At 72.4% G+C, this 24,595-nt stretch carries 29 protein-coding genes; 14 read left to right on the top strand and 15 right to left on the bottom strand.

Annotated elements, in window-relative coordinates; genetic code table 11:
- Window positions 1–3: 3 nt before the first annotated feature.
- Window positions 4–522: a hypothetical protein gene (locus tag AB0N27_RS11860; protein ID WP_364367189.1), complete on the bottom strand. Its 519-nt coding sequence runs from the start codon at window positions 520–522 to the stop codon at window positions 4–6.
- A gap of 469 nt (window positions 523–991) precedes the next feature.
- Between AB0N27_RS11860 and AB0N27_RS11855 the strand changes: the two genes are divergently transcribed.
- Both AB0N27_RS11855 and AB0N27_RS11850 read left to right on the top strand, forming a co-directional pair.
- Window positions 992–1,471 (top strand): DUF4396 domain-containing protein, encoded by a 480-nt coding sequence (locus AB0N27_RS11855; protein WP_364367186.1) that lies wholly within the window; start codon window positions 992–994, stop codon window positions 1,469–1,471.
- A 91-nt stretch (window positions 1,472–1,562) separates the two neighbouring features.
- Complete coding sequence (locus AB0N27_RS11850) at window positions 1,563–2,225, top strand: GNAT family N-acetyltransferase (RefSeq protein ID WP_364367185.1); 663 nt, start codon at window positions 1,563–1,565, stop codon at window positions 2,223–2,225.
- A gap of 221 nt (window positions 2,226–2,446) precedes the next feature.
- Here AB0N27_RS11850 and AB0N27_RS11845 read toward each other — a convergent pair whose 3' ends face one another.
- The 4 genes from AB0N27_RS11845 to AB0N27_RS11830 form a co-directional block, all read right to left on the bottom strand.
- Window positions 2,447–3,145, bottom strand: a complete 699-nt coding sequence (locus AB0N27_RS11845) for a TetR family transcriptional regulator (RefSeq protein ID WP_364367183.1) — start codon at window positions 3,143–3,145, stop codon at window positions 2,447–2,449.
- Window positions 3,108–3,602: a DCC1-like thiol-disulfide oxidoreductase family protein gene (locus tag AB0N27_RS11840; protein ID WP_364367181.1), complete on the bottom strand. Its 495-nt coding sequence runs from the start codon at window positions 3,600–3,602 to the stop codon at window positions 3,108–3,110. Before AB0N27_RS11840 ends, AB0N27_RS11845 begins: the two co-directional genes overlap by 38 nt.
- Window positions 3,599–4,096 (bottom strand): hypothetical protein, encoded by a 498-nt coding sequence (locus tag AB0N27_RS11835; RefSeq protein WP_364367178.1) that lies wholly within the window; start codon window positions 4,094–4,096, stop codon window positions 3,599–3,601. The genes AB0N27_RS11840 and AB0N27_RS11835 overlap by 4 nt, the downstream gene beginning before the upstream one ends.
- 92 nt (window positions 4,097–4,188) lie before the next feature.
- A complete protein-coding gene (locus AB0N27_RS11830; RefSeq protein ID WP_364367175.1) occupies window positions 4,189–5,643 on the bottom strand; it encodes a glycoside hydrolase family 3 N-terminal domain-containing protein in 1,455 nt (484 codons plus the stop codon).
- Window positions 5,644–5,810: 167 nt separating this feature from the next.
- Between AB0N27_RS11830 and AB0N27_RS11825 the strand changes: the two genes are divergently transcribed.
- Window positions 5,811–6,986, top strand: coding sequence for an ROK family transcriptional regulator (locus AB0N27_RS11825; RefSeq protein ID WP_364367172.1), 1,176 nt, complete (start codon window positions 5,811–5,813; stop codon window positions 6,984–6,986).
- Window positions 6,987–7,101: 115 nt separating this feature from the next.
- Here AB0N27_RS11825 and AB0N27_RS11820 read toward each other — a convergent pair whose 3' ends face one another.
- A complete protein-coding gene (locus AB0N27_RS11820; RefSeq protein WP_364367169.1) occupies window positions 7,102–8,118 on the bottom strand; it encodes an ABC transporter permease subunit in 1,017 nt (338 codons plus the stop codon).
- Window positions 8,115–9,122, bottom strand: coding sequence for an ABC transporter ATP-binding protein (locus AB0N27_RS11815; protein ID WP_364367166.1), 1,008 nt, complete (start codon window positions 9,120–9,122; stop codon window positions 8,115–8,117). The genes AB0N27_RS11820 and AB0N27_RS11815 overlap by 4 nt, the downstream gene beginning before the upstream one ends.
- A gap of 131 nt (window positions 9,123–9,253) precedes the next feature.
- On the opposite strand from AB0N27_RS11815, the gene AB0N27_RS11810 reads away from it, so the two are divergent.
- Both AB0N27_RS11810 and AB0N27_RS11805 read left to right on the top strand, forming a co-directional pair.
- A complete protein-coding gene (locus tag AB0N27_RS11810) occupies window positions 9,254–10,096 on the top strand; it encodes an ABC transporter ATP-binding protein (RefSeq protein ID WP_364367162.1) in 843 nt (280 codons plus the stop codon).
- Window positions 10,097–10,114: 18 nt separating this feature from the next.
- A complete protein-coding gene (locus tag AB0N27_RS11805; protein ID WP_364367159.1) occupies window positions 10,115–11,011 on the top strand; it encodes a ribokinase in 897 nt (298 codons plus the stop codon).
- Between the two features lie 12 nt (window positions 11,012–11,023).
- Here AB0N27_RS11805 and AB0N27_RS11800 read toward each other — a convergent pair whose 3' ends face one another.
- Window positions 11,024–11,752 carry a hypothetical protein gene (locus tag AB0N27_RS11800; RefSeq protein WP_364367156.1) on the bottom strand — a complete coding sequence of 243 codons (729 nt, stop codon included), beginning with the start codon at window positions 11,750–11,752 and terminating at the stop codon, window positions 11,024–11,026.
- An 81-nt stretch (window positions 11,753–11,833) separates the two neighbouring features.
- Here AB0N27_RS11800 and AB0N27_RS11795 point away from each other — a divergent pair, with 81 nt between their 5' ends.
- Window positions 11,834–13,381 carry an alpha/beta fold hydrolase gene (locus AB0N27_RS11795; RefSeq protein ID WP_364367153.1) on the top strand — a complete coding sequence of 516 codons (1,548 nt, stop codon included), beginning with the start codon at window positions 11,834–11,836 and terminating at the stop codon, window positions 13,379–13,381.
- Between the two features lie 4 nt (window positions 13,382–13,385).
- On the opposite strand, the gene AB0N27_RS11790 is transcribed toward AB0N27_RS11795, so the two are convergent.
- On the bottom strand, window positions 13,386–13,868 hold the full coding sequence (locus AB0N27_RS11790) for a DUF6232 family protein (RefSeq protein WP_364367150.1): 483 nt from the start codon (window positions 13,866–13,868) through the stop codon (window positions 13,386–13,388).
- A gap of 86 nt (window positions 13,869–13,954) precedes the next feature.
- On the bottom strand, window positions 13,955–14,434 hold the full coding sequence (locus AB0N27_RS11785) for a DUF6232 family protein (RefSeq protein WP_364367147.1): 480 nt from the start codon (window positions 14,432–14,434) through the stop codon (window positions 13,955–13,957).
- A 98-nt stretch (window positions 14,435–14,532) separates the two neighbouring features.
- Between AB0N27_RS11785 and AB0N27_RS11780 the strand changes: the two genes are divergently transcribed.
- Entirely contained in the window at window positions 14,533–15,306 is a 774-nt protein-coding gene (locus tag AB0N27_RS11780; RefSeq protein ID WP_364367145.1) for an enoyl-CoA hydratase-related protein, read from the top strand.
- Window positions 15,307–15,388: 82 nt separating this feature from the next.
- On the top strand, window positions 15,389–17,011 hold the full coding sequence (locus tag AB0N27_RS11775; RefSeq protein WP_364367142.1) for an acetolactate synthase: 1,623 nt from the start codon (window positions 15,389–15,391) through the stop codon (window positions 17,009–17,011).
- A 48-nt stretch (window positions 17,012–17,059) separates the two neighbouring features.
- Here the strand turns inward: AB0N27_RS11775 and AB0N27_RS11770 are convergent, their stop codons facing one another.
- From AB0N27_RS11770 to AB0N27_RS11760, 3 genes are read right to left on the bottom strand one after another with little or no spacing between them, the layout of a single operon-like run.
- Window positions 17,060–17,467 carry a PLD nuclease N-terminal domain-containing protein gene (locus tag AB0N27_RS11770; protein WP_364367139.1) on the bottom strand — a complete coding sequence of 136 codons (408 nt, stop codon included), beginning with the start codon at window positions 17,465–17,467 and terminating at the stop codon, window positions 17,060–17,062.
- Window positions 17,468–17,494: 27 nt separating this feature from the next.
- Window positions 17,495–17,800, bottom strand: a complete 306-nt coding sequence (locus tag AB0N27_RS11765; protein ID WP_364367136.1) for a DUF202 domain-containing protein — start codon at window positions 17,798–17,800, stop codon at window positions 17,495–17,497.
- Entirely contained in the window at window positions 17,797–18,189 is a 393-nt protein-coding gene (locus AB0N27_RS11760) for a DUF202 domain-containing protein (RefSeq protein ID WP_364367133.1), read from the bottom strand. The genes AB0N27_RS11765 and AB0N27_RS11760 overlap by 4 nt, the downstream gene beginning before the upstream one ends.
- A gap of 41 nt (window positions 18,190–18,230) precedes the next feature.
- Here AB0N27_RS11760 and AB0N27_RS11755 point away from each other — a divergent pair, with 41 nt between their 5' ends.
- From AB0N27_RS11755 to AB0N27_RS11740, 4 genes are all read left to right on the top strand, one after another.
- A complete protein-coding gene (locus tag AB0N27_RS11755) occupies window positions 18,231–19,028 on the top strand; it encodes a GNAT family N-acetyltransferase (protein WP_364367130.1) in 798 nt (265 codons plus the stop codon).
- Window positions 19,025–19,438, top strand: a complete 414-nt coding sequence (locus AB0N27_RS11750; protein ID WP_364367127.1) for a hypothetical protein — start codon at window positions 19,025–19,027, stop codon at window positions 19,436–19,438. Before AB0N27_RS11755 ends, AB0N27_RS11750 begins: the two co-directional genes overlap by 4 nt.
- Window positions 19,439–19,626: 188 nt before the next feature.
- A complete protein-coding gene (locus AB0N27_RS11745; RefSeq protein WP_364367124.1) occupies window positions 19,627–20,406 on the top strand; it encodes an electron transfer flavoprotein subunit beta/FixA family protein in 780 nt (259 codons plus the stop codon).
- 14 nt (window positions 20,407–20,420) lie between these two features.
- On the top strand, window positions 20,421–21,380 hold the full coding sequence (locus AB0N27_RS11740; RefSeq protein WP_364367121.1) for an electron transfer flavoprotein subunit alpha/FixB family protein: 960 nt from the start codon (window positions 20,421–20,423) through the stop codon (window positions 21,378–21,380).
- A gap of 101 nt (window positions 21,381–21,481) precedes the next feature.
- Here the strand turns inward: AB0N27_RS11740 and AB0N27_RS11735 are convergent, their stop codons facing one another.
- Both AB0N27_RS11735 and AB0N27_RS11730 read right to left on the bottom strand, forming a co-directional pair.
- Complete coding sequence (locus AB0N27_RS11735; protein WP_364367118.1) at window positions 21,482–22,279, bottom strand: anti-sigma factor; 798 nt, start codon at window positions 22,277–22,279, stop codon at window positions 21,482–21,484.
- Entirely contained in the window at window positions 22,233–22,835 is a 603-nt protein-coding gene (locus AB0N27_RS11730; RefSeq protein ID WP_364367115.1) for an RNA polymerase sigma factor, read from the bottom strand. The genes AB0N27_RS11735 and AB0N27_RS11730 overlap by 47 nt, the downstream gene beginning before the upstream one ends.
- A gap of 229 nt (window positions 22,836–23,064) precedes the next feature.
- On the opposite strand from AB0N27_RS11730, the gene AB0N27_RS11725 reads away from it, so the two are divergent.
- Window positions 23,065–23,895 carry a DUF4397 domain-containing protein gene (locus AB0N27_RS11725; RefSeq protein WP_364367112.1) on the top strand — a complete coding sequence of 277 codons (831 nt, stop codon included), beginning with the start codon at window positions 23,065–23,067 and terminating at the stop codon, window positions 23,893–23,895.
- A complete protein-coding gene (locus AB0N27_RS11720; RefSeq protein WP_364367109.1) occupies window positions 23,892–24,557 on the top strand; it encodes a class F sortase in 666 nt (221 codons plus the stop codon). Before AB0N27_RS11725 ends, AB0N27_RS11720 begins: the two co-directional genes overlap by 4 nt.
- Window positions 24,558–24,595 lie beyond the last annotated feature (38 nt).

The raw sequence follows: 24,595 nt of genomic DNA, 5'->3' as shown, positions 1-24,595 counted from the left end.
CGGTCAGGAGACGTCGGGGAAGCCGTAGCGCAGGGCGTGCTCCGGATCGGCAGGGTCGATCTGGCGTACGCCCGCGTCGGCGAGGCGCTTGTTGACCTCGTCGAGCCGCTCGCGCACCAGGCGGGCCTCCTCCTCGGTGACCCGTCCCCGGTGCGGCTTGCCGGCGTGCTCCAGCGTGCCGTAGTCGATCTTCTCGGCGCTCTTGCGGGCCTTGGGTGGGCGGACACGCTCGGCGGTCTTCAGCAACTGCGCCATCGGCACGTCGGTCGCCATCGCGTCGAACTCGCTGGCGGTAAGCACCACCCGGCGGGGTTCGCCGCCACCGTGCCGGTCGTGGATCTCGACCACGGCGACGTCCAGGGCGGCGTCGTCGATGTTCTCCACCTCGGCGGGGGTGGCGTCCAACTGCACGGGCCCGGCGACCAGGTCCGGGTGCTCCAGGACGACGACGCGCACCGCCTCGTCGTCCTGCTGCAGAACGGTGCCGGTGAAGTCGGAGACGTGGATCGTCTTCTTGCCCATGCGCGGAGCTTCTCCTGTCGTAGGCCGGTGCCGGACCACAAGAAATTACCCGACAGGTGTGCGAAAGCCGCCGCTGGACCTCCACCGGTGTGTCGTTCGGCGCCCGCTGGCCGCCACCACGTCAAGCACGAGCGTGGTGGGTCAGTGCGTGTTCAGGCCGTGCCTGCTGGAGCTGCCGACGCGCAGTCGGTTCAGTTCACCCCACGACATGCCGCCCGTCGTATGCCACCCGTGGTGACGGGGTTGGACCGGAAGGTGTTCCAGCGCCTCCGCTGGCCACCAGAGTCGCTCCGGGTCCTGGTGGTGGCTGTCGTTCGGCTGATTCGGCATGGCCATACCGTCCCAAACAAAGGTGTCCATGTATGGAAATACCTATGACGGTCAATAGTTGCGGTCGGTTCCCGGATCTCCGGCCCGGGGTGGTCCCGGTCACTGGCGAAATACCCCCGGGGGGTATAGCGTGCCGGGCATGGAGAACACGAATCCGACCCGACTGGCCATCGCCGCGACCCTGCACTGCCTGACCGGCTGCGCCATCGGCGAGGTGCTCGGCATGGTCATCGGCACCGCTCTCGGCTGGTCCGACCTGGCCACCATCGCCCTCGCCGTCGTGCTGGCCTTCGTCTTCGGCTACGCGTTGACGATCCGTCCGGTGCTCCGCTCGGGCCTGCCGCTCGCCCGGGCGATCCGGGTGGCCCTCGTCGCCGACACGGTGAGCATCGCGGTCATGGAGCTGGTCGACAACGGCGTCATGCTCGCCGTGCCGGGCGCCATGCGAGCCGGCCTCGCCGACCCGCTGTTCTGGGGCAGCCTGGCCGGCGCGCTGGCGGTGGCCTTCGCGGTGACCGTGCCGGTGAACCGCGCCCTGATCGTGCGGGGACGGGGGCACGCGGTGGTGCACCAGCACCACCACGGCGGCCACCACCCCAGCGCACCGACGGCGTCGTGACCCCCGCCCGGCGGCCCGGGGGATCGCCCGCCGGGCGGCCCCGCCCGGCGTACGGTGATCCACGACGGGCCGGGTGACGGGGAGGTGCTTCATGCTCGACCGGCGGCTCCACCTGCACCTGGCCACCTGGCTCGGACAGTGGCCGGCTGGGCCGGGCCTGCACGTGGTCGGTTCGTACCGGCGGGCCCTGCCGGCCTGGGACGGTCGACTGCGTCCGGCGCTCGCCGTCGACACCGGGCGCAGCGCCGTGCTCTCCGTGGCGCCGGACCGGGTGGACGCGGTCCGCACGCTGGCCCACGGGACGCCGGGCCGGCTCCTGGGCGCCCTGCCGCAGGCGGTCGGGCTACCGCAGTGGTGCGTGCACGACGGCCCGTTCCGGTGGAGCCTCGCTCCCGCGCCGCTTCCCGACGTGGGGGAGTGGACCGCACCCACCGCCCCCGGGCTGCCGCAGTGGCTGCGGCTGTTCGACAGGCAGGTGCTCGTGGTCCGCGACGCCGACGGCACCTACCTGGCCGGGTTGGGGATCAAGCGGCACGACGCGTACGGGCGGGAGTTGGCAGTCGGCACCGTGCCCGCAGCCCGGGGTCGCGGCCTCGCCCGTCGGTTGGTCGCGCAGGCGGCGCGGCGGGTGCTCGACGAGGGTGCGGTGCCCACCTACCTGCATGAGCGGGACAATCTCGCCTCCGCCCGGGTCGCCGACGCCGCCGGTTTCCCGGACCGGGGCTGGCGTGCGTACGGGGTCTACCCGCGCTGACGTCGCTCGGGCGCGGACCGTGGATCCCGGGCCGGATCCACGGTCCGCGACCTCCCCCCAGGTCCCGGTTCGGGCGACCGCCCTCGCGCGCGGGGCGGGGCCGGTCCGTGCCGATCACGCTACGTATCGAGCACGCTCGGTGCAAGGCGTGAGCTGTCGGTTCGGAGTGTCGAATAGTGGACTTGACCTGCGGCTCGACCGTGCCGAGGGTACGCACCGGGTCAGTGACGTAGCGTGCGGATCAGGTCGAGCACCTGCCGGGTCACGGGACGCAGGACCCGGAGCCGGGACAGCGCCGTGAGCCGGTCGATCAGCGGAACGACGCCGTCGATCAACTGCCTGGTCTTGGTCTGCCCGGGCGACCGGTCGTGCACCCAGTAGAGGACCACGCCCATGTACGCCAGCCAGAGCAGCTCGGGCAACTGCGGACGCAGGTCGGCGTCGACCTTGGCTGTCGAGCCGTCCAGCACCTCGGCGAAGAGGGCGATCGCCGCCTCCCGGGGGCCGGAGGACTCCGCGGAGAAGGGGCTGAGCGGGGAGGTCGGCTCCGCCGCCGTCTTGAAGAAGGTCGCCGCGAACTCGTGCGACGGCGTCAGCACATCGATCCCCGCGTGCAGCACCCCGCCCAGCCGGGCGCCGAACGACTCCTCCCGGTCGAGCACGGGCTGCGCGGCGGCCCGGTGCTCGACCTGGGACTGGGCGTAGAACTCCTGGATCAGGTGGTCCTTGGAGCCGAAGTAGTAGTAGGCGTTCCCGACCGCCACGCCTGCCTCCTGCGCGATGGCCCGCATGGTGGTCTGGGCGTAACCGCGTTCGCGGAACAGCCGCATCGCGGTGTCCCGGATCAGCTGCCGGGTCTGCTCGCCACGGGCGGTGGCAGGATCACCCGCAGTGGTCGTCGGCGCAGGCTGCTCGGTCATCGGGGCCACCGTATCCCGCCAGCTCGTCGGTCGGCTCGACCCGCGGGTCGCGGACCCGCTCCCGGATCGCCGAGGCGGCGGCCACCACCTGCCGGGCGAGCGGCATCAGGTGGGGGCGGGCCAACCGTTCGGCGGTGGACCGGTGGTCGGCCAGTGCCCAGAGGCAGGCGAACCAGGCGCCGTCGCCCGCGTACACCTCGCCGGTGTCGGCGACAACGGTGAGGTCGCGCAGGGTGGCGTCGTGGTCCAGGCCGGGGAAGCGCCGCCGGGCCTCGACCGACCCGGCCGCGACGAACTCCAGGGGTACGAGTTGGGCGCGCGACGCGAGCCACCGGCGGGCGGCGCGGCAGAGCGGGCAGGACGCGTCGAACAGGACCGTGAACCCCCGGATTCCACCGCCCCCGTGCGCGGTGGAATCCGGGGGCCGGCCGGTGCCGTCGGTCGATGGCCCGGTCATCGGGTCGGCGGTGGACCGGCCGGCCCGCCGCCCGGCTTCGGAGTGGTCGGGTGCGGACCGGCCGGGTGGGGGGCGACGGGGTACGGGCTGTGCGGTCCGGTCTGCACGGGAAGCCTGCCGATCGGTGCGACGGGCGGGTGGGTGGCGAGCTGGCGGAGCCGGTTACGGCGGTAGCGGCCAAGCGCGAACACGTTGAAGAAGTGCAGTGCCCCGAGTACCAGCAGCACCAGCCCGATCTTGAGGGACAGCTCCTCCATGGCCTGGCTGGTCGAGAGCACCGGGTCGTCGTGCTTCATCGCCACCGTGACGTAGCCGAGGTTGAGCAGGTAGAAGCCGACCACCAGGAGGCTGTTGACCGCTCGGGCCAGTCGTTCGTCGGAGAACACCTCCTCCAGGAAGACCTGCCCGTTGCGCGACAGGGACCGGGCCACCCAGATCGTCAGGCCGACGCTGACCGTGAGGTAGACCAGGTACATCCAGACCTTGGTGTCCATGGGGGACGCTCCTCTTGAACGCGTTCAACTACCGACGCCATCAGCGTAGGTGAGTTCTTGAACATGTTCAAGAGTGTCGGCCGGTGGACGGCTCAGCCGGCGAGCCCCAACGCCTCGGCCGCCGCCCGCCCGTTGGCGTGGCTCGCGCCGTACGTGGTGACGAACGCCCGGACGCCGTCCGGACGCCACTGTGCCGGCCAGCCCATCTCCACAACTGTCACCGGATGCCCGGCGGCCAGGCCGGCGATCAGCTCCGGCCCCCCGGGCAGGCGGTGCAGGTGACGACCGACAAGCACGATCGGCCGGTCACCGGCAAGCCCCCGCAGCGTCGCCGGATCGGTCTCGGCCGCCACCACCCGGATCTCCTCGATCCCGTCCAGGTGTGGGCCGAGACCCCACGGCACCCGCCCCTCGGCGATTGTGGACTCGGTGTGCAGTTGCACCACGAGAGGGTGGCCCAGGCCGGTGAGGACCCCGTCCACCTGCACCGCACGGCGTGCCGCCGCGTACCCCAGATCGGTGTCGACGGTGAGCGGCGCGGCGCCCGCGGTCCGGGTCCAGGCGGCGAGCGCGGCGGCGCGGCCGGCCGCCTCCTCGACCCGGGCGGTCGCCAACCGGCCGTCGCCGAGCGCGTCGACGATCTCCGCGGCCACCCGTTCGACGAGGTCCGCGTCGACGGTCGCGCCGATGCAGAGCAGGTCGGCGCCGGCGGCCAGGGCCCGCACCGCGGCCGGCCCGACCCCACCTGCCGCCACCGCCGCGCCCTTCATCTCCAGTGCGTCGGTGATGATGGTGCCGGTGAAGCCGTACTCGGTGCGTAGCAGGTCGACAAGCACGGCCCGGCTGAAGGTGGCCGGCCCGTCGCCGGTCAGCGCCGGCACCCGGATGTGCGCGGTCATCACGGCGCGCGCCCCGGCGGCGATCACCGCGGCGAACGGCGGCAGGTCCCGCTGCCGCAGCAGACCCGGCGGGACGTCCACGGTGGGCAGCTCGTGGTGCGAGTCGGTGACTGTCGCGCCGTGACCGGGGAAGTGCTTGGCGCAGGCGGCCACTCCGGCGGCCTGGAGGCCGGCCACGGCGGCGGCCGAGTGGGCGGCCACCCGCACCGGGTCGGCGCCGAACGAGCGGGTGCCGATCACCGGGTTGTCGTCGGCGGTGTTCACGTCCACAGTGGGGGCGAGGTTGACGGTGATGCCGAGCGCCGCCAGTTCCGCGCCGATGGCCTGGTAGACGCGGCGGGTGAGCGCCACGTCGCCGATCGCGCCGAGGGCGGCGTTGCCGGGGTACGGGCTGCCGGTGGCGTGCGCCAGCCGGGTCACGTCGCCGCCCTCCTCGTCGATGGCGATAAGCGCGTCCGGGCGGCCGGAGCGCAGCGCTGCCGTACTGGCCGCCACCTGGGCCGGGTCGTGCACGTTCGTGCCGAACAGGGTGTGCCCGGCCAGCCCGTCGGCCAGCAGGTCGACCGCCCAGTCCGGCGGGACCGGCCCCGGGTACGCGGCGAGCAGGGTGCCCAGCGCGAGCCGACGTAGTCCTGGATCCAGCCCCACGTGATCGTCCTCCTTCGGTGCCGGCGGGGTCGCACCTCGTACCGGCGGTGGTCTACGCCCTGCCGGGTCGGCCGAGCGCTCCGCCCACGGGTGGCCGTTACGCTACGGCTACCCGTTCGCAGGTCGGTTTACAGTTAGCAAAGTTTACTAAAACTAGAGGACGTGGCATGAGTGCGACCCGGCTGCCCGGTACCCCCCGTCTGTTGCGGGCGCTCAACGACCGAGCGGCACTGGAACTGCTCCTGGAGCGGGGCCCGCTGACCCGCGCCCGGCTCGGGGAGCTGACCGGGCTGTCCAAGGTCACCGCCTCCCAGCTGGTCGAGCGGCTGGAGGAGCGCGGTCTGGTCAGCCGGGTCGGCGAGCAGGCCGGCGGGCGAGGGCCGAACGCGCAGCTCTACGCCGTGCGCCCGTCCAGCGCCCACGTGGTAGGGGTGGACGTCGGCCCGGACCGGGTGGTGGCCGCCTGCGCCGACATCACCGGCGCCGTGATCGGCCGGGTGGAGCAGTCCACCCGGGACACCGACGACCCGGTGGGCGTGGTGCACAACGCCGTGGTGCAGGCCGCGAGCAGCGCCCAGGCGCAGCTGAGCAGCGTACGGCGGATCGTCCTCGGCACGCCGGGTCTGGTCGACCCCGGCACCGGCGACATCACCTTCGCCTTCAACCTGCCGCGCTGGCACAGCGGTCTGCTCGCCGCGCTGCGGGACGACCTGCACACCCCTGTGGTGTTCGAGAACGACGTCAACCTGGCCGCGGTCGCCGAGGCGCAGTCCGGCGCCGCGCAGGGGCTCGCGGACTTCGTGCTGGTCTGGGTGGGTGCCGGCGTCGGTCTCGCGATCATGCTGGGTGGGCGGCTGCACCACGGCAGCAGCGGCGCGGCCGGAGAGATCGGCTACCTGCCGGTGCCGGGCGCGCCCATTCCCCGCGACGTCTCCCGCCGCGCCAAGCCGGCCTTCCAGCAGCTGGTCGGCGGAGACTCGGTGCGTGCGGTGGCCCGCGAACACGGGTACCCGGACGCGGACGCCGCCGATGCCGTCCGCGCCGCCGTCGCCGACGGCGCCAGCGGTGGCGCGATGCTCGACGAGCTGGCCCGCCGGCTCGCGCTCGGTGTGGCAAGCACCTGCGTGGTGCTCGATCCGCCGCTCGTGGTGCTCGCGGGTGAGGTCGGCCAGGCCGGCGGCGCGGCCCTCGCCGAGCGGGTCCAGCAGGAGGTCGCCGCGATCACGCTGGTCCAGCCTCGGGTGGTGCCCACCGGGCTGACCGAGGAACCGATCCTGCACGGCGCGCTGCGCACCGCGCTCGACGCCGTCCGCGACGAGGTGTTCGGCTCCACCGTCGGCTGAGCGCGCTGGGCCGGTCATGTGAAGAAATATTTCACCGCTCGACGGCGGGTTGCAACCTCTTGCCGAGTCTGTGCGGGCCCGTCGGGCAGCCCGGGGCCGCCCGACGGGCCGGCGATCAGATCAGATCGCGACGACGGAACACGGCGAACGCCGCCGCCGTCAACCCACCGGTGATCAGGAGCAGGACCAGCAGCGCGGGCCCCCAGGTCAGGCTGTAGAAGCCCTCGCAGGTGACCCCCGGCCGGCTGCCGGCGCAGAGCTGGGAGTCCCAGAACCGGGCCTCACCGGTGAGCCACGCCCCGATGTGACTGGAGAGCATCAGCAGATCCGGCCGCCGGGCGTCGACGATCTCCAACACCAGACGGCCGCCCAGCTCCCACACCACCGCGTACGCGGCGACCGCGCCGAGCGCCGCCGAGGTGTGCCGACCCAGCGCCGCGATGGCGAAGCCCAACGCGGTGGCCAGCAGCACAAGCACCAGGCCCCGCCCGTGCACCGCGCCCAGGGAACGCCAGAAGTCACCGCTCAACCGGCCCGCCAAACCGGCGGTCTGCCCGATCACCCAGAACGTCGCGAGATAGAACAACGACGCCACCACCGACACCACAAGCACCCCGCCGAGCAGGGTGCCCAGCTTCGCGCCGAGCACCGTCAACCGACGCGGACGCCACAGCAGCAGGTTCACCACACCGCCGGAGTTCAGATCCGCGCCGATGTAGGAGGCGCCGACCAGGAACCCGAACAACACGAGGAACGCGATCAGGAAGTACAGCAGCGACTGGGCCTCTTTGGCGAAGCTGAAGACGCCCGGCAGGAAGTCGGCAGCGACCGGCAGCCGTTCGGACCGCAGCGGGTCCAACTCCGAGCAGTCCGCGGGGTACCAGGCACCTGTCTCGTCCACCGGCGTCAGGCCGTTCTGCCGGTCCAGGCACGCCTGGTGGGCGCGCTCCAGGTCCCGGCGAGCCTCAACCGCCTTCGCCCGCGCCGAGGCCACCTCGTCGGCGTTGGGCTTGTGCGAGCCGGCAAGCGTGGTCGCCGCGGTGACACCGAACGCCAGCACCAGCAGGACGACCATCAACTGCACGAAACGGCGCGCGGACAGCCGCTCCACCTCGGCCCGGACCAGGTTCACGCGTCCACCCCCCGTACGTCGAGATCGATCAGGTCGCCGTCGGCACCCGGCAGGGGCGTCGCACCGTCGACCTGGCGGGGCACCGAGGGATGCTCGCCGGCCCCGGTCAGCTCCAGGAAGACGCTCTCCAGATCCGGCCGCAACGGCGTCAACTCACCCACCCACAGCCCCTGCTCGCCGAGCACCCGGCTGATGACTGTCGAGTCGGTGACCCCGCCCACCACAAGCGCCTCAGCGTCGACGGCCACCACCAGTCCGGCCGCCCGCAGCAGCTCGACGGCGCGCTCCGGCTCGGCCACCCGGACCAGGAACTCGTGCCGGTCATGGCCGGCCAGCACCTCGTCCACCCGGCCGGTCGCCACCCGCCGCCCCCGCGAGATGATCGTGACGTGGTCGCAGATCAGCTGGATCTCGCCCAGGATGTGGCTGGACACCAGCACCGTCACCCCGGACGCCGCCAGCGACCGCATCAGGTCCCGCATCTCCCGGATGCCTGCCGGGTCCAGACCGTTCGCCGGCTCGTCGAGGATGAGCAGCCGAGGATCCTTCAACAGCGCCGACGCCACAGCCAGGCGCTGCTTCATGCCCAGCGAGTAACCCCTCACCCGTTCGTCACCCCGGTCGCGCAGACCCACCAGATCCAGCGCCTCGTCCACCCGCGACACCGGTACCCCACCGGCGCGGGCCAGCAGCCGCAACGTGCGGTACCCGGTGAAGTTGCCGAAGAACTGCGGGCTCTCCACGATGGCGCCGACCTGGGCCGCCACCCGGGGCAGCAACTCCGGCGACGGCTCGCCAAGCACGCTCATCCGCCCGCCGTCGGCCCGGACCAGCCCGAGCAGGGCGCGCAGGGTGGTGGTCTTGCCCGAGCCGTTCGGCCCCAGGAAGCCGTGGATCTGACCCTCCTCGACCAGCAGGTCGAACCCGTCGACCGCCACCCGTTTGCCGCCGCGCAGGCTGCGGAAGGTCTTCCGCAGGCCCTCGATCTCGATGACCGCGCTCATCCGCGCGGCTCCGTACCCCGACCGAGCATGGGTCGTCCTCCGGGTGTGGTGATCAACGACACGGTGCCCCACCCTATGGCCGGGGCGCCGCCCGTGGGGGGCGCCGCGACGTTGCGTGGTTGGATGGAGTGGTGACTGGTGACCTGATCCCCGGCGCTGCCGACACCACCTCCGGCGCCGCTACCGTGGACCCGGATCTGGTGGTCAGCCTCGACGGCGTCGGCGTACGCAGGTCCGGCACCGCGCTGTTGCAGGACCTGACCTGGCGGGTGGAGTTGGACGAGCGCTGGGTCGTCCTCGGGCCAAACGGGGCCGGCAAGACGACGCTGCTCAACCTCGCCGCCGGCCGGCTGCACCCCACCACAGGTGTCGCGCACGTGCTCGGTGAGCGGATCGGCCGCACCGACATCAACGAGCTGCGTACCCGGATCGGGCTCTCCACCGCCGCCCTCGCCGAGCGGCTGCCCGCCGACGAGCAGGTCAGCGACGTGGTCGTGACGGCCGCCTGGTCGGTGGTCGGCCGCTGGCGGGAGAACTACGAGCGCGGCGACGAGGCGCGGGCGCGAGCCCTGCTGAGTCAGCTCGGCATCGGCGGCCTCGCCGAGCGCCGCTACGGCACCCTCTCCGAGGGCGAACGCAAGCGGGTGCAGATCGCCCGTGCCCTGATGACCGACCCGGAGCTGCTGCTGCTCGACGAGCCGGCCGCCGGGCTCGACCTGGGTGGCCGCGAGGACCTGGTCGCCCGTCTCGCCGAGCTGGCGTACGACCCGGACGCCCCGGCCCTGGTGCTGGTCACCCACCACGTGGAGGAGATCCCGCCCGGGTTCACCCACGCGCTGCTGCTGCGCGAGGGCTCGGTCGTTGCCCAGGGACTGCTGGCCGAGACGCTCACCGGCGACAACCTCTCCAAGACCTTCGGCCTGCCGCTGGTGGTCGAGCGGTCGGGCGGCCGCTACACCGCACGCGCCAGCTGACGGGGCGGAGGGCCTGACGTGTCCCAGACCCGGGTGGTCGTGGTGGGCAGCGCCAACATGGACCTGGTCGCGATGGCGCCCTCGCTGCCCCGGCTGGGCGAGACGATGCTCGGCACCGACTTCGTGATGGTGCCCGGCGGAAAGGGCGCCAACCAGGCGATCGCTGCGGCGCGGGCCGGCGCCTCCTGCGCCTTCCTCGGCGCGATCGGCTCCGACGCGTTCGGCGTCACGCTCAGGGCGCGGATCACCGCGGCCGGCGTGGACACCGCCCAGCTGCGGGTCGCCTACGGCACCTCCGGGGTCGCCCTCGTGATGGTCAACGCCCAGGGGGAGAACGCCATAGTGGTCACCCCCGGCGCGAACGACGCGCTGGTCGGCCTCACCGACGAGGAGTTGGCGACGGTACGCGGGGCCGACGTCCTGGTCGCCCAGCTGGAGATCCCGGTGCAGACGGTGACCGCCGCCGCGACGGCCGCCCGGGCCGCCGGCACGCGCGTCATCCTGAACGCCGCACCGGCCCGGGACCTCCCTGCGGAGCTGCTCGCGGCGGTGGACCTGCTTGTCGTCAACGAGGGCGAGGCGCAGGCCCTCACCGGCCGGGGCCGGGAGGAGCCGCGGGCGCTGCTCGACCTGGCGCCCCGGGCCGTGCTCACCCACGGCGGCGCGGGCGCCTGGTACGTCGACCGGGACGGCACCGACCTGCACGTACCCGCGTTCCAGGTGGACGTGGTCGACTCCACGGCGGCGGGCGACGCGTTCACCGCCGCGCTCGCCGTCGGCTGGGGCGAGGGGCGTGACCTGGTCGACGCGGTGCGCTGGGCGTCGGCGGCCGGCGCCGCCTGCGTCCGCCGACTCGGCGCGTCGGTGGCGCTGCCTCAGCGCGCCGAGATCGACGAGCTGTACGCCAGGGGCTGACCCCCGCTCCGCTCAGCCGACGGGTTCCTCGCCGAGCCGCTCACCTCGGCGACGCAGCATGCCGAGGCCGGGGATGCCTGCGACGGCGAGCTTGAGGTCACGGGTGACGTCGAGCAGGTCGTGCAGGTCCGGTCCGACCCGGTCCAGGGTGGCAAGGATCGGCAGGATGTCGGCCGTCAGGTGTTCCTTGAGCTTCGGCAGTTCGTCGATGAGGTGGATCGCCGCGGTGATCTCCTCGTGGCTCAGTTCCTCGACGAACCTCCCGGCCATCGGGGCGGCACGGCGCAGCGCCGGCTCGTACGCCGACAGCAGTTCCGCGGCGGTGGCCGCCGCCTGCGCCGCGGTGCCCACTGTGCTCGCGGCGCTGCCCGCCACCGCGTCGGCCTCGGTGACAACCGTGGCGGCCTGCCGGGCGACCTGGTCGGCCTCGCTGACCACGGCGGCGGCTGCCGTCGCCACCCCGGTCGCGGTGTCGATGGCTGTGGTCGCGGCGGCGCTGATGACCGCCACCTCACGCACCGCCGCCTCGGCGTCGGTGAGCACCCGGTCGGTCCGGTCCAGGGTCCCCTCGATCCGGTCCACCACGCCGTTGATCCGGGTGAGCAGGGCTTCCACGCCGTCCAGCACCGCGAACGCGCGGGCCGGCACGGTGGCGAGCGAGGCCGCCGAGCCGAGCGCCTGGTCGACGGCGGAACGGGTCAGGCCGACCATCGCGGCCGGTGTGGGGAGGGGGATCGCCATGGGATCCAGTGTGCGTCGCCCGCGCCGCAACCGCTCGTCCGGCGTCACCTGCGGTGCCGCCCGCGGCGGTAGGGTGCCGGCATGCCGGCACCCTCGCCGCACCGTCGTCCGAGCAACCGGACCGCCGTCCTGCTGGCCGTGGTCGCGGCGGTCGCCGCCGCACTGGGCACGCTGGTTCTGGTACGCGCCGACGCCGGCCTCACCGTCCGCCACCTCACCGTCGACGGTGTGCCGTTGACCGAGGTGCGCGCCGAGCTGCCGACGCCCGACGTCCGGCGTCCCGGCGTGGTCGTCGCGCACGGCTTCGCGGGCTCGGCCCGCCTGATGCGCCCGATCGCCGACAGCGTCGCCCGTCGGGGGGCGGTCACGCTGCTCGTCGACTTCGCGGGGCACGGCGCCAACCCGGCGCGGCTCGACAGCGCCACCTCCGACACGACGCTCGCCGCCGACCTGGACGTCGCCGTCGGGTACCTGCGTTCCCGGCCGGACGTGGACCCGGAGCACATCGCGCTCGTCGGGCACTCGATGGGCGCCGGGGCGGTCACCCGCTACGCGGCAGGGCACACGGAGATCGCCCAAACGGTGGCGATCTCGCTGCCCGACGCCGGCGAACTGCCCCCGGGACGACCGACGCGGCTGCTGCTGATCGTCGGCGGCTTGGAGTTCCCCGGTTTCCGGCGTGCCGCCGACGACGCGGTCCAACGGGGTGCGGCGGTGGGCCGGCGACCGGCGGTGGTGGTACCGGGCGTGGAGCACATCTCGGTGCTGTTCGCCCCGCGCACCCACGAGGAGATCGTCAACTGGCTGCCCAGCCTCGACGGAACCGCCGCGCCACGGCCGCTCGTCCGGCTCGCCGGAGCGGCGCTGCTGCTTGTCGCGTTCGGGGTCGGCGTGGTTCCGCTCGCCGCCCTGCTGCTGCCTCGAAGGCCCACCGGCGGCCCGCCGGCCGATCCGGTGCCCGCGACAGCGGGCGGCCTGCCGGGCCTCGTCGAGGCCGTGCCGGCGCTGCTCGGGTTGGCTGCCGTCGCCGCTGGTGTCGGCGCGGTCGCCGCCGCGGTGCTTCCCACGGCCCGTATTCCACTCGCAGTGGGCGGCTACGTCAGCGTATTCCTGCTGGTCACCGGCCTGCTGGTGCTTGTCGGGCACAGGTGGTTGCCGGGCGGGCGACAGGCGACTCCCACGTCGGGATCCGGCCAGGCTGTGGCCGCCCGGCCCCGGGCCGTGGTCGCCGCCCTTGCCCTGACCGGGTACGCGGTCCTCTCCGTCGCGCTGCCGATCCACATTGGGCTGACGTCGGCGCTGCCGGTGGGCTCCCGCTGGTGGCTGCTCCCGCTGGTGGTCGCCTCCTGCCTGCTGTTCCTGCTCGGCGTCGAGGTGGTCGCCGCCGGCCGGGCCGGTCGGCACCTGCTGGTCGTAGCGGTCACCGTGCTGGTGCTGACCGGGTCGGCGCTCGTCGGTCTGGCACCCGGGTTCGTGCTCCTGGTGGTCCCGCTGTTCGTGGTTCTGCTCGGATGGCACGCCGCCTGGGCGGCGGTACTGCGGCGGTACGCGGTCCCGCGCTGGCTGCTGGCCACGCTCGGCGCCGTCCTGGTGGGCTGGCCGATCGCCACCACCCTGCCGTTGAGCTGACCGGTCATCGATGGTCGCCCTGCTGTTCGACGGCGCGCTGCACGGCCCGGTAGATCTGGCCGAACCGCAGCGCGTCAGGCGTGCTTAGCAGCAGATCCTCCCGGCCGTGGTGCTGCACCCACAGTTCGTGCACGTGGCTGCCGCGTTCGTAGGAGCGGTCCAGCCACCCGAGGGGAATCTCCAGGAACGGGATCGACGCCAACGCGCCCACCGCGAAGGCGGCGAGGACGACAAGCGTCACCTTCCAGTTGCCGCGTTCCTGCGCCGACCAGACCAGCGAGACGACGCAGATCAGCGCGACAAGCGGCGGCAGCGAGAGCAGCAGTACCAGGACACCGCGACCGAGCACCCGGCCGCGCACCGCGAGCGTCTTCGGACCGCGCGCGTGCCAGACGTACGTCACGTCGGAGAGGGCGACCACGTGACCACCCGAACGAATCGACTCGGAGGTCACCTGCACCGCGTCGTCCCGGTAATAGAGGGTCATCACTAAGCCTAACCACCGGCGGGCAACCCGCCCCGCGCGTTCTCCGCCGCCGCGACGGCGGCGCAGAACGCCCGCAGGCTTGTTGGCTAGCGTCGGCTGGTCGGGCGGGCCGGGTTGGTGTGCTCGACCGCGCGCTGCACCGCCCGGTAGATCTGACCGAAGCGCAGCGAGTCGCCGGTGCGCAGCAGCCGTACCGGCTGGCCACGCCAGCGGGCCCACATCTCCAGTTGACGGCTGCCCCGGGCGTACGAGCGGTCCAGGTGTTCGAAGAGGAAGTCGGCGACCGGCCCGACGGCCAGCCCGACGAGCACCGACGCGCCGACGATCGCGATCGTCACGGTGGGGGAGCGGTGCAGCCAGACGGCCACGGCGATGCCGAGTACCGCGGCGATCAGCGGGCCGGCCAGTGCGGCGCCTATCGCGCCCCGGCCGACGAGCACCCGCCATGAGCGGGTGCCCCGACGGTGCCAGACCATGGTGATCTCGGCCAGTGGGTAGCTACGGCCGTCCACCCGGACGGCGGTGGAGGTGACCTGCACCGACCTGTCGTCGTAATACGTGATCATGGCTGGACTCCCGCCCGCGGGGCTGACACCACACTACTTACCCAAACGAGCCGGGTCGTAAGGTTGGCACGCGACTTCGACGAGGAAGTGAGGGCAGCGTGGGCGACTTCGTTCGGCTGGAGACCACTGACGGCATCGGCACCATCCGGCTGGAGCGGCCGCCGATGAACGCGCTCAACACCCAGGTGCAGGAGGAGTTGCGCGCCGCCGCCACGGCGGCCACCGAGGACCCCGGGGTCCGCGCCGTGATCGTGTACGGCGGGGAGAAGGTCTTCGCCGCCGGCGCGGACATCAAGCAGATGGCCGAGATGTCCTACGTGGACATGGCCGACCGGGCCGCGAACCTGTCAAGCGCGCTCGGCGCGATCGCCCGGATCCCCAAGCCGGTGGTCGCCGCGATCACCGGGTACGCCCTCGGTGGCGGCTGCGAGTTGGCGCTTGCCTGTGACTGGCGGATCGTGGCCGAGGACGCCAAGCTCGGCCAGCCGGAGATCAAGCTCGGCATCATCCCCGGCGCGGGCGGCACCCAGCGGCTGGCTCGCCTGGTCGGCCCGGCCCGCGCCAAGGATCTGATCATGACAGGTCGGATGGTCGACGCCGAGGAGGCGCTGCGGATCGGCCTGGCCGACCGGGTGGTACCGGCGGCCGAGGTCTACGAGGCAGCTGTCGCGTACGTGAAGCCGTACCTGACTGGGCCGGTGCAGGCGCTGCGCGCGGCGAAGCTGGCTGTGGACGGCGGCCTGGACATGGACCTGAACTCGGGCCTGGCCTGGGAGAGTCAGCTCTTCGCGGCGTTGTTCGCCACCGACGACAGGCGTGAGGGCATGACGGCCTTCGTGGAGAAGCGCAAGCCGGACTTCACCGGCCGCTGACGATTAGTCGAGAACGGTTCACATTGTTCCTACCGGCCAGTAGCGTGGGGCCTCGGTCACGAGGGACGAAGGGGAGCGGCGAATGACGGAGCGGATCGAGGGTCACGGCGGAGAGTTGGCGCTGGCGGCGTTACGCGCGCACGGCATACGGGAGATGTTCACGCTGTCCGGCGGGCACGTCTTCCCCCTCTACGACGCCGCGCACAAGACCGACTTCCCGATCTACGACGTCCGGCACGAGCAGTCCGCGGTCTTCGCCGCCGAGGCGGTGGCCAAGCTCCAGCGCCGCCCCGGCCTCGCCGTGCTCACCGCCGGCCCCGGCGTCACCAACGGCATCTCCGGCATGACCAGCGCCTTCTTCAACGCCTCCCCGGTGCTGGTGTTGGGGGGCAGGGCGCCCGCGTTCCGCTGGGGCTCGGGCAGCCTCCAGGAGATGGACCACCTGCCGCTTGTCGCCCCGGTCACCAAGCACGCCGAGACGGTGTTCAGCACCGACGACATCCCGCGCGCGGTGGGCGCCGCTCTCACCGCCGCGCTCACCCCGCACCGCGGCCCGGCGTTCCTCGACTTCCCCCTGGAGACTGTCTTCTCCGTCGCCGAGGTCGAGCTGCCCGCCGTGGCGGGCGTCGACCCGGTCGTGCCCGACCCGGACGAGGTCGGCCGCGCCGCTCTGCTGATCGCCGCGGCGCAACGACCTGTCATCATCGCCGGCTCGGACGTGTACGCGGGTGACGCGGTCGCCGCCCTGCGCGAGGCGGCCGAGGCGTTGCAGGTGCCGGTCTTCACGAACGGCATGGGTCGCGGCTCGCTCCCGCCGGAGCACCCGCTCTCCTTCGCCAAGGCCCGTCGGGCAGCGCTCTCCGGCGCCGACGTGGTCGTGGTGGTCGGCACCCCGCTGGACTTCCGGCTCAGCTTCGGTGACTTCGGCGACGCCAAGGTGGTGCACATCGTCGACGCGCCCAGCCAGCGCGCCGCGCACGTGCAGCCGGCCGCCGCACCCGCCGGCGACCTGCGCCTGATCCTCTCCGCGCTTGCCGACCACTCCGGTGACCGGGCCGACCACAGCGACTGGATCGCGGACCTGCGCACCGCCGAGGACGCCGCCAAGGCCCGCGACGCCCAGGAGATGGCCGCCGAGACCGACCCGATCCGCCCGGCGCGCATCTACGGCGAACTGCGCCGGGTGCTGGCCCGCGACGCGATCACCATCGGCGACGGCGGTGACTTCGTCTCGTACGCCGGTCGCTACCTGGAGCCCGCGCAGCCCGGCACCTGGCTGGACCCGGGCCCGTACGGGTGCCTGGGCACCGGCATGGGCTACGCGATGGGCGCCCGGGTCAGCCACCCGGACCGGCAGATCTGCGTGCTGATGGGCGACGGCGCGGCCGGCTTCTCGCTGATGGACGTCGAGTCGCTGGTCCGCCAGAAGCTGCCCGTGGTGATCGTGGTCGGCAACAACGGCATCTGGGGGCTGGAGAAGCACCCGATGCGGGCCATGTACGGCTACGACGTGGCCGCCGACCTCCAGCCGGAGCTGCGCTACGACACGGTGGTCAGCGCGCTGGGCGGGGCGGGGGAGACGGTCGCGAAGGCCGCCGACCTGGGGCCGGCGTTGCAGCGGGCGTTCGACTCCGGTGTGCCGTACCTGGTGAACGTGCTCACCGACCCGACCGACGCGTACCCCCGCTCGTCGAACCTGGCCTGAGTCGCACCCGCCGCCGCCGTCGCCCCCAGCGGGGTGGCGGCGGCGCGCTCACACCTCGGGCCGGTCGCCCTCACGCGGGGGCTCACCGTCGCGTCGGCGCAGGTCGTCCTCACGCCGGCGCAGATCCTCCTCCCAGCGGCGGAACAGTTCCTGGTCCTGCTGCTGGGCGCGTTCCTGCACGGAGCGGAGGAATTCGGGGTCGTCGTCGGGAGCGAGCGGGCGACGCGGCCGTTCGACAGTGCCACCGCCGGTCGGCCTGGTCCCCCGGGTGCCGGGCTCCCTGCCGGCGACGAACCAGGCGATCGATCCGACGAGCGGGAAGAACAGGATGATCAGCACCCAGGCGATCCGGGGGAGGGTGCGGATCTGCCCCTCCTCGGCGGAGAGACAGCTGATCAGCGCGCAGACCGCGAGGACGATCTGCACCAGGAAGAGGAGTACGCCAAGCCGGGCCATCCACCCATCATGGCGCACCCGGTCGCGTCACCACAGTCCGCGAAGCGCGAGCAGCACGCCCAGCGCCGCGAGCGTGACGGTGCCGAGTGCGACGAGGGGCAGCGTGCGGCCGCCGGTACGTGCCGGTCCGGTGCCGGTGCCCCGGGGCCAGCACAGCGCGAGCAGGGCTCCCCAGACCAGCACGGCGACCCCGGCGGCCAGCGCGCCGGCGGTGCCGCCTGTCGACCCGAGCCGCACGGCCAGCGCGGTCACCACTGTCAACGCCAGCATCATGCGCCGCCACGACAACCGGGTCCGTTCCGGCTGCAACCCCGGATCGCGTCCGGCGCTCACCCTTCGCCGACCGCCCTGACCAGCACGGCGACCACCAGCAGCGCCGCGCCGGAGCCGACGGCGATGGCGAGCACAGCGGGAAACCGGGAGGCCGGCAGCTCCTGACCGAGCCGGATGGCCCGTTCGGTACGCGCCCAGTGGTCCACCGCGCGGATCGCGACGAGGCCGCCGAGCAGCAGCAGCGCTACCGCGATCACCTCCCGCAGGTGGCTCATCGGCAGCGGCGGAAGGAACTGCGCGGCGGCCAGCCCGCCGCCGACGAGCGCGAGGCCGGTACGCAGCCAGGCCAGGAACGTCCGCTCGTTGGCCAGCGAGAACCGGTAGTCCGGTGGCTCGCCGACCGAGCGCAGGTCCGCCGGGTCGAACCACCGTCTCATCGCCTCCCACACGCTGCCGATTATCCGCTTGATCTCCGGCTTAGCCTGAGCCGGTGACCGATCTCGACGTACTGACGCTGCGTGACGCCTACGACAACCAACTCCGTCCGGAGATCCCCGACCCGGTACCGGCCGGAGTGACGGTGGAGCGGGACGGGCCGCTGGTCCGGATCCTCGGGCTGGACGCGGGTGGATTCCTCACCTACCGCGACCTGGGCGGACTGACCGGCACCGAGCTCGACGAACTGATCGCCCGGCAGGTGCACCTGTTCCGCGAGCGTGGCCAGTCCGTCGAGTGGAAGCTCAACGAGCATGACGAGCCGACGGATCTGCCCGACCGCCTGCGCGCTGCCGGCTTCGTGCCGGAGGAGCGGGAGACCGTCGTGATCGGGCCGGTCGCGCCGCTGGCCGCCGCGCTGCCTGTCCCACCCGAGGGGGTACGCCTGCGTGAGGTGACCTCCCGGGAGGACCTGGAGCGGATCGCCGCCATGGAGGAGGAGGTCTGGCAGGAGGACCGCTCGCACCTCGTGTGGGGGCTGGCCAAGGAGATCGACGCCGACAGGCACTCGATCACCGTCGTGGTGGCCGAGGCGGACGGGACGGTGGTGAGCGCGGGTTGGGTGCGTTTCCCGGCGAACACCGGCTTCGCCACCCTCTGGGGTGGCTCGACCCTGCCGCAGTGGCGTCGCAGGGGCATCTACCGGGCGCTTGTCACCTACCGGGCCCGGCTGGCCGACCAGCGGGGTCGGACGCTGTTGCAGGTCGACGCGTCCGAGGACAGCCGGCCCATCCTGCAACGTCTCGGTCTCGTCCCGGTCACCACCACCACCCCGTACGTCTACACTCCGTGATCATGGAGCAGCGGTTGACGGACGAGGAGCGGTTGACCCTCAAGACCGGTGCGTTCGGCGCCGTCCTCCTGGTCACCAACGCCGATCCGGGGATGGTGGGCGTGTTCCGGGAGAGCTTCGCCGCCTCCGGCGCGCTGGCCGGCGCCAGCGGCGTGGTCAAGGAGGCGCTGACCACCGGCCCGCTGCCCCGGCTGCCCCGCGACTCCGAGTTGGAGATCGAGTCGGTGGTTCTTCCGGCGCTCACCGGGGCGGTCCGGATCCTGCGGGAGAAGGCGCCGGCGGACGTCGAGACGTACCGCTCGGTGGTGTTGACGGCGGCGGACCGTGCGGCCCGGGCGCACAACGGGGTGGCGCCGGCGGAGGTGGCGGTCATCGACCGGATCCGGGGCGCGTTGGCCGAGTGGGCCTGACCGCGCGGGTGTCGGTGAGCTGTGTCACTCTGAGTGCCCGGGAGCCGCAACCTACTGGCAGGTAACATGGCGTCGTGGGCAACCGCACAACAGCCCGCGGTTGACCAGGCGTCGACCGACGCGCGAGGCTGCGGCCCAGACCGGGCGAGCGAAATCGCATCACCACACAGGAGGGTCGTCGAAGCGCGATGAATATCGTCGTACTCGTCAAGCAGGTGCCTGATTCGGGCGCGGACCGCAACCTGCGCAAAGACGACAACACCGTCGACCGTGGTTCGGCGAACAACGTGATCAATGAGATGGACGAGTACGCCATCGAGGAGGCGCTGAAGATCAAGGAGGCGCACGGTGGCGAGGTCACAGTCCTGACCATGGGTCCGGACCGGGCGACCGAGTCGATCCGCAAGGCGCTCTCCATGGGCCCCGACAAGGCCGTTCACGTGGTGGACGACGCCCTGCACGGGTCCTGCGCGGTGGCCACCTCGAAGGTGCTCGCCGCCGCGCTCGGTCAGCTCAACGCCGACCTGGTGATCTGCGGCGCGGAGTCCACCGACGGCCGGGTCCAGGTCATGCCGCACATGATCGCCGAGCGGCTCGGTGTCGCGGCGCTCACCGGCGCCCGCAAGCTCACCGTCGACGGCGGCACGCTCACCGTCGAGCGGCAGACCGAGGAGGGCTACGAGGTCGTCACCGCCTCCACGCCGGCCGTGGTCTCCGTCTGGGACACCATCAACGAGCCGCGGTACCCCTCGTTCAAGGGGATCATGGCCGCCAAGAAGAAGCCGGTGCAGACCTTCTCCCTGGCGGACCTCGGCGTCGCGCCGACCGAGGTGGGCTTCGACGGCGCCACCAGCGCCGTGGTCGAACACTCCAAGCGTCCGCCGCGCTCCGGCGGCGCCAAGATCACCGACGAGGGCGAGGGCGGCGTCAAGCTGGTCGAGTTCCTCGCCACCGAGAAGTTCGTGTGAGAGCGGGTCTGGACATGTCTGAGGTTCTCGTCGTCGTCGAAGCCACCAAGGAATTCGGCGTCAAGAAGGTCACCCTGGAGATGCTCACCCTCGCCCGTGAGCTGGGTACGCCCAGCGCGGTCGTGCTCGGCGGCGCCGGCGCGGCCGAGGCGCTGAGCGGCAAGCTGGGCGAGTACGGCGCGGAGAAGATCTACGCCGCCGAGGGTGACGAGATCGACGGCTACCTGGTGGCCCCCAAGGCCACCGTGCTGGCCGAGCTGGTCCAGCGGGTGCAGCCGGCGGCCGTGCTGCTGGCGTCGGCTCAGGAGGGCAAGGAGATCGCCGCCCGCCTCGCCGTCAAGCTGGACAACGGCATCCTGACCGACGTCGTCGGCCTGGACGCCGACGGCACCGCCACCCAGGTGGCCTTCGCCGGTTCCACGATCGTCAAGTCCAAGGTCACCAAGGGCCTGCCGCTGGTCACCGTGCGACCCAACTCGCTCACCCCGAGCCCGGCCGCCGCCACCCCGGCGATCGAGCAGCTCACCGTGTCGGTCACCGACACCGACAAGCTGGCCAGGGTCGTCGAGCGGGTCGCCGAGCAGAAGGGCTCCCGCCCCGAGCTGACCGAGGCCGGCGTGGTCGTCTCCGGCGGCCGCGGTGTCGGCAACGCCGACAACTTCAAGCTGGTCGAGGAGCTGGCCGACCTGCTCGGCGGCGCCGTGGGCGCGTCCCGCGCAGCCGTCGACTCCGGCTTCTACCCGCACCAGTTCCAGGTGGGTCAGACCGGCAAGACGGTCTCCCCGCAGCTCTACGTGGCACTGGGCATCTCCGGTGCCATCCAGCACCGGGCCGGCATGCAGACCTCGAAGACCATCGTCGCGGTCAACAAGGACGGCGAGGCGCCGATCTTCGAGCTGGCCGACTTCGGCGTGGTGGGCGACCTGTTCAAGATCGTCCCGCAGGCCGCCGAGGAGATCCGCAAGCGTAAGTGACCCCCTGCGCGACAGTGGCCGCCCCGACGTGTCGGGGCGGCCACCGCCTTTTCCAACGAGGGAGCTGATCGGCGGGCCGGGGAGCTGAGCCGGCCCACCGATCAGCCCGTCAGGGTGCCCCTCAGCAGGCTGTCGCCGGAGTGGCGGGTGTTGTTGTCGAACTGCTCGGCGGAGACGTCGACCACCGAGTAGGTCTTGAGGTCGACGTTCGGGGGCAGCGGCAGCAGAGCATCGGAGCCGCCCCCCAGGGTGCCGACCGAGAACATCTCCATCGTCGTCGGGTTGATGAGCCAGACCTCGTAGTACCCCGGGACGCTCGGGAGATTCGCCACATGCAGATACAGTTGGCCGTCCTGCAGAACCCGGGCGTCACCAGTGGCCGCCGGCGGTGTCGATCCGTACGCCGCGAGTGGCGCGCGGGCCACCACCGCCTGCGGCGGAGCGGGAGTCGGGTCGTCCGAGCGCAGTACGGAGGCCGTCCCCACCACACCGACCGCCGCGGCGGCCGCCGCGGTCACCGCGACCGACGCCCAGCGGGACCAGCCCCGGCCCCGGCGGGACCGGCCCGCCGAATCCAGGCGGGTGACCGTCGTGCGGGTGGCCGGCTCGGCCGTCGTGCTGTTCGCCTGCTCAGGCACCTGTTGCCGGCGGGAGTCGGAGAGCGACGGCAGGGCTTCCGCTGCTCTGATCTCCGCCGCGATGCCCTGCCAGATGTGCTCCGGCGGGTCGGGCAGGTCGGCGAGGCCCTGCGTCTCGGCGCCGAGGCCGGCGACCTGCTGGAGCGTCGCCATCTCCGCCCGGCAGTGCGCGCAGGTGTCGAGGTGGGTGCTCTCGCCGTTGTCCGCCTCGCTCTCACCGAGCGCCAGAAAGACCAGCCGGTCGTGGTCCAGGTGCTGCACCGTCCACCTCCCATCTGCGTTTCAAGCTCGCCATGCCGCGCCGGATATGACTCTTCACAGTGCCCAGCGGTACGCCTGTCACCGCCGATATCTGCTGGTGTGTCAGGTCGTCGTAGAACGCCAACTCCAGCATGCGCCGTTGGTCGTCCGGGAGTCGGGCCAGCTCGTCGGCGATGACCAGCCGGTCCACCACCCGGTCGGGGTCCGGGCCCGTCTGCGCCGGCTCGGGCAGCTGGCGGACCGTCTCGGCCACCCGGGTCTCCCGGGCCGAGGCCCGCATCCGGTCGATCACCTTGCGCCTACCGATGCCGAGCAGCCAGCCGATCAGCGACCCCTTGGCTGGATCGAAGGTGTCCCTTCCCAGCCAGGCGGCGACGAATGTCGCCTGGGTCACGTCCTCGGCGTCGGCGCGGTTGGCCAGCATGGTGGTGGCCAGGTGCAGCACGGCGCGGCCGTAACGGTCGTAGGCCTCGCGCAGCGCCGCCTCGTCGCCAGCGCGGAACCGGAGGGCTGTGTCGTCCACCGGAGGGTCTGGATTCTGGGGTGGCGCCGTCATCAGGCGGCTCGCCTTCGATGGGGCATACCCGACTGTAGCTGCCACAGCCTCCGCCCCACTTTCCCGGTCGATGTCATCTCACCTGCTCTTCGTCTTTCGGCATCGATCTGGATGCGGACGAGACCGAAAAAGAAAAGTGCGTCCGGGCGCATCCGTCCGCCTCGGAGCCGGCGTAACCCGTTCTGCAAGCCAGGCCTGACGAATCAGCAGTAATCACCAGGAGGCAGACATGCAGCTCTCGTACTTCCGTCGGGTCGCCGCGGGCGGCGCCGTCGCCGCGCTGGCCTTCGCCGGCGTCGGCGCGTTCACCGCCACCCCCGCGTACGCCGCCACGTCGAAGGTCTCCGTCGTGCACGGCATCCCGGACACCCCTGTCGACGTGTACGTCAACGGCAAGAAGACGCTCGACAACTTCAAGCCCGGTGACGTGGCCGGCCCGCTGAACCTGGAGGAGGGCGACTACGACATCGCGCTGACCAAGCCGGGCGAGCCGGTCGGCAGCGCGATCCTCAAGGTCGACAACGCTGCGGTGCCGGGTGGGGCGAACATCAGCATCGCCGCGCACCTCGACGCCGCCGGCCAGCCGAAGATCACCCCGTTCGTGAACGACGTCTCCAAGGTCGACGCCGGTAAGGCCCGGCTGATCGTCCGGCACACCGCCGCCGCCCCCGAGGTGGACGTGCGCGCCGGTGGCACCCCGGTCTTCAAGAACCTCACCAACCCGAACGAGGCCAAGGGTGACGTCGACGCGGGCAACGTGAAGGCGGACGTGGTGCTGGCCGGCACCGACACCGTGGCCATCGGCCCGGCCGACCTCAACCTCAAGGAGGGCACCGCGACGATCGTCTACGCGATCGGCTCCGCCGAGGGCAAGACCCTCGACGTGGTCGCCCAGACCATCACCGGTCTGCACTCCGCCCCGGGTGGCGTGCCCAGCGGTGACGGCGGCCAGGCCGGCACGGGCGTGAACACCTGGTGGTACGTGCTCACCGGCGCCGGCGTGCTCCTGCTGCTCGGCGGTGGGGTGCGGATGGCCACCGCGCGGACCGGCCGCAAGTGACGGTGCGCAACCGCGGCGCGCTGGCGGCCCTGGCCGCCGGCGTTGCCGCGCTCACCGTCGCCACGCTCGTGGCGTGCGGCTCCCAGCCGGCCGGGGACGTGGGCGCCGACGAGGCGGCCAACCTCGCAACCGCCACCCCGACCCCGTCGGCCAGCGCGGCCGAGGGCCAGTCGGTCCCGGTGACCGCCGGGGAGCTGCCGGCCGGGGCGGAGATCGTCCCGCCGGTCCGGCTGGCGATTCCGGCGATCGACGTCACCGCCACGATCAACGCGGTGGGCATCAACAAGCGGACCAACGAGTTCGAGGTGCCGCCGAGCGTCGACAAGATCGGCTGGTACCGGTACGGCCCCGGCCTGGAGGCGGGCGCCGGCTCGGTGGTCATCGCCGGTCACGTGGACAGCGCCCAGCAGGGCAAGGGCGCGTTCTTCCGGCTGCGGGAACTCGACCAGGGCGACACCCTGACGGCGACCGGCAGCGACGGCAAGGCCCGCAAGTACCGGGTCGTGGCCCGGGAGGAGTACGACAAGACCAAGATCCCGTTGGACCGTTACTTCGCCCGGGACGGCAAGCCGCGACTGACCCTGATCACCTGCGGTGGGCCGTTCGACGCCAAGGCCCGTAAGTACCGCGACAACATCGTCGTCACCGCGGTGCCCGCCTGAGCGGGTGCGTGGTCGCGAGCGGTCGGGGTGGGGAGACC

The organism is Micromonospora sp. NPDC093244 (genome assembly GCF_040683695.1).
In the GTDB taxonomy this organism is placed as follows: Bacteria; Actinomycetota; Actinomycetes; order Mycobacteriales; family Micromonosporaceae; genus Micromonospora.
Note: the sequence above shows the minus strand (reverse complement) of the source record. Positions and strands in the feature narration are given on the sequence as shown.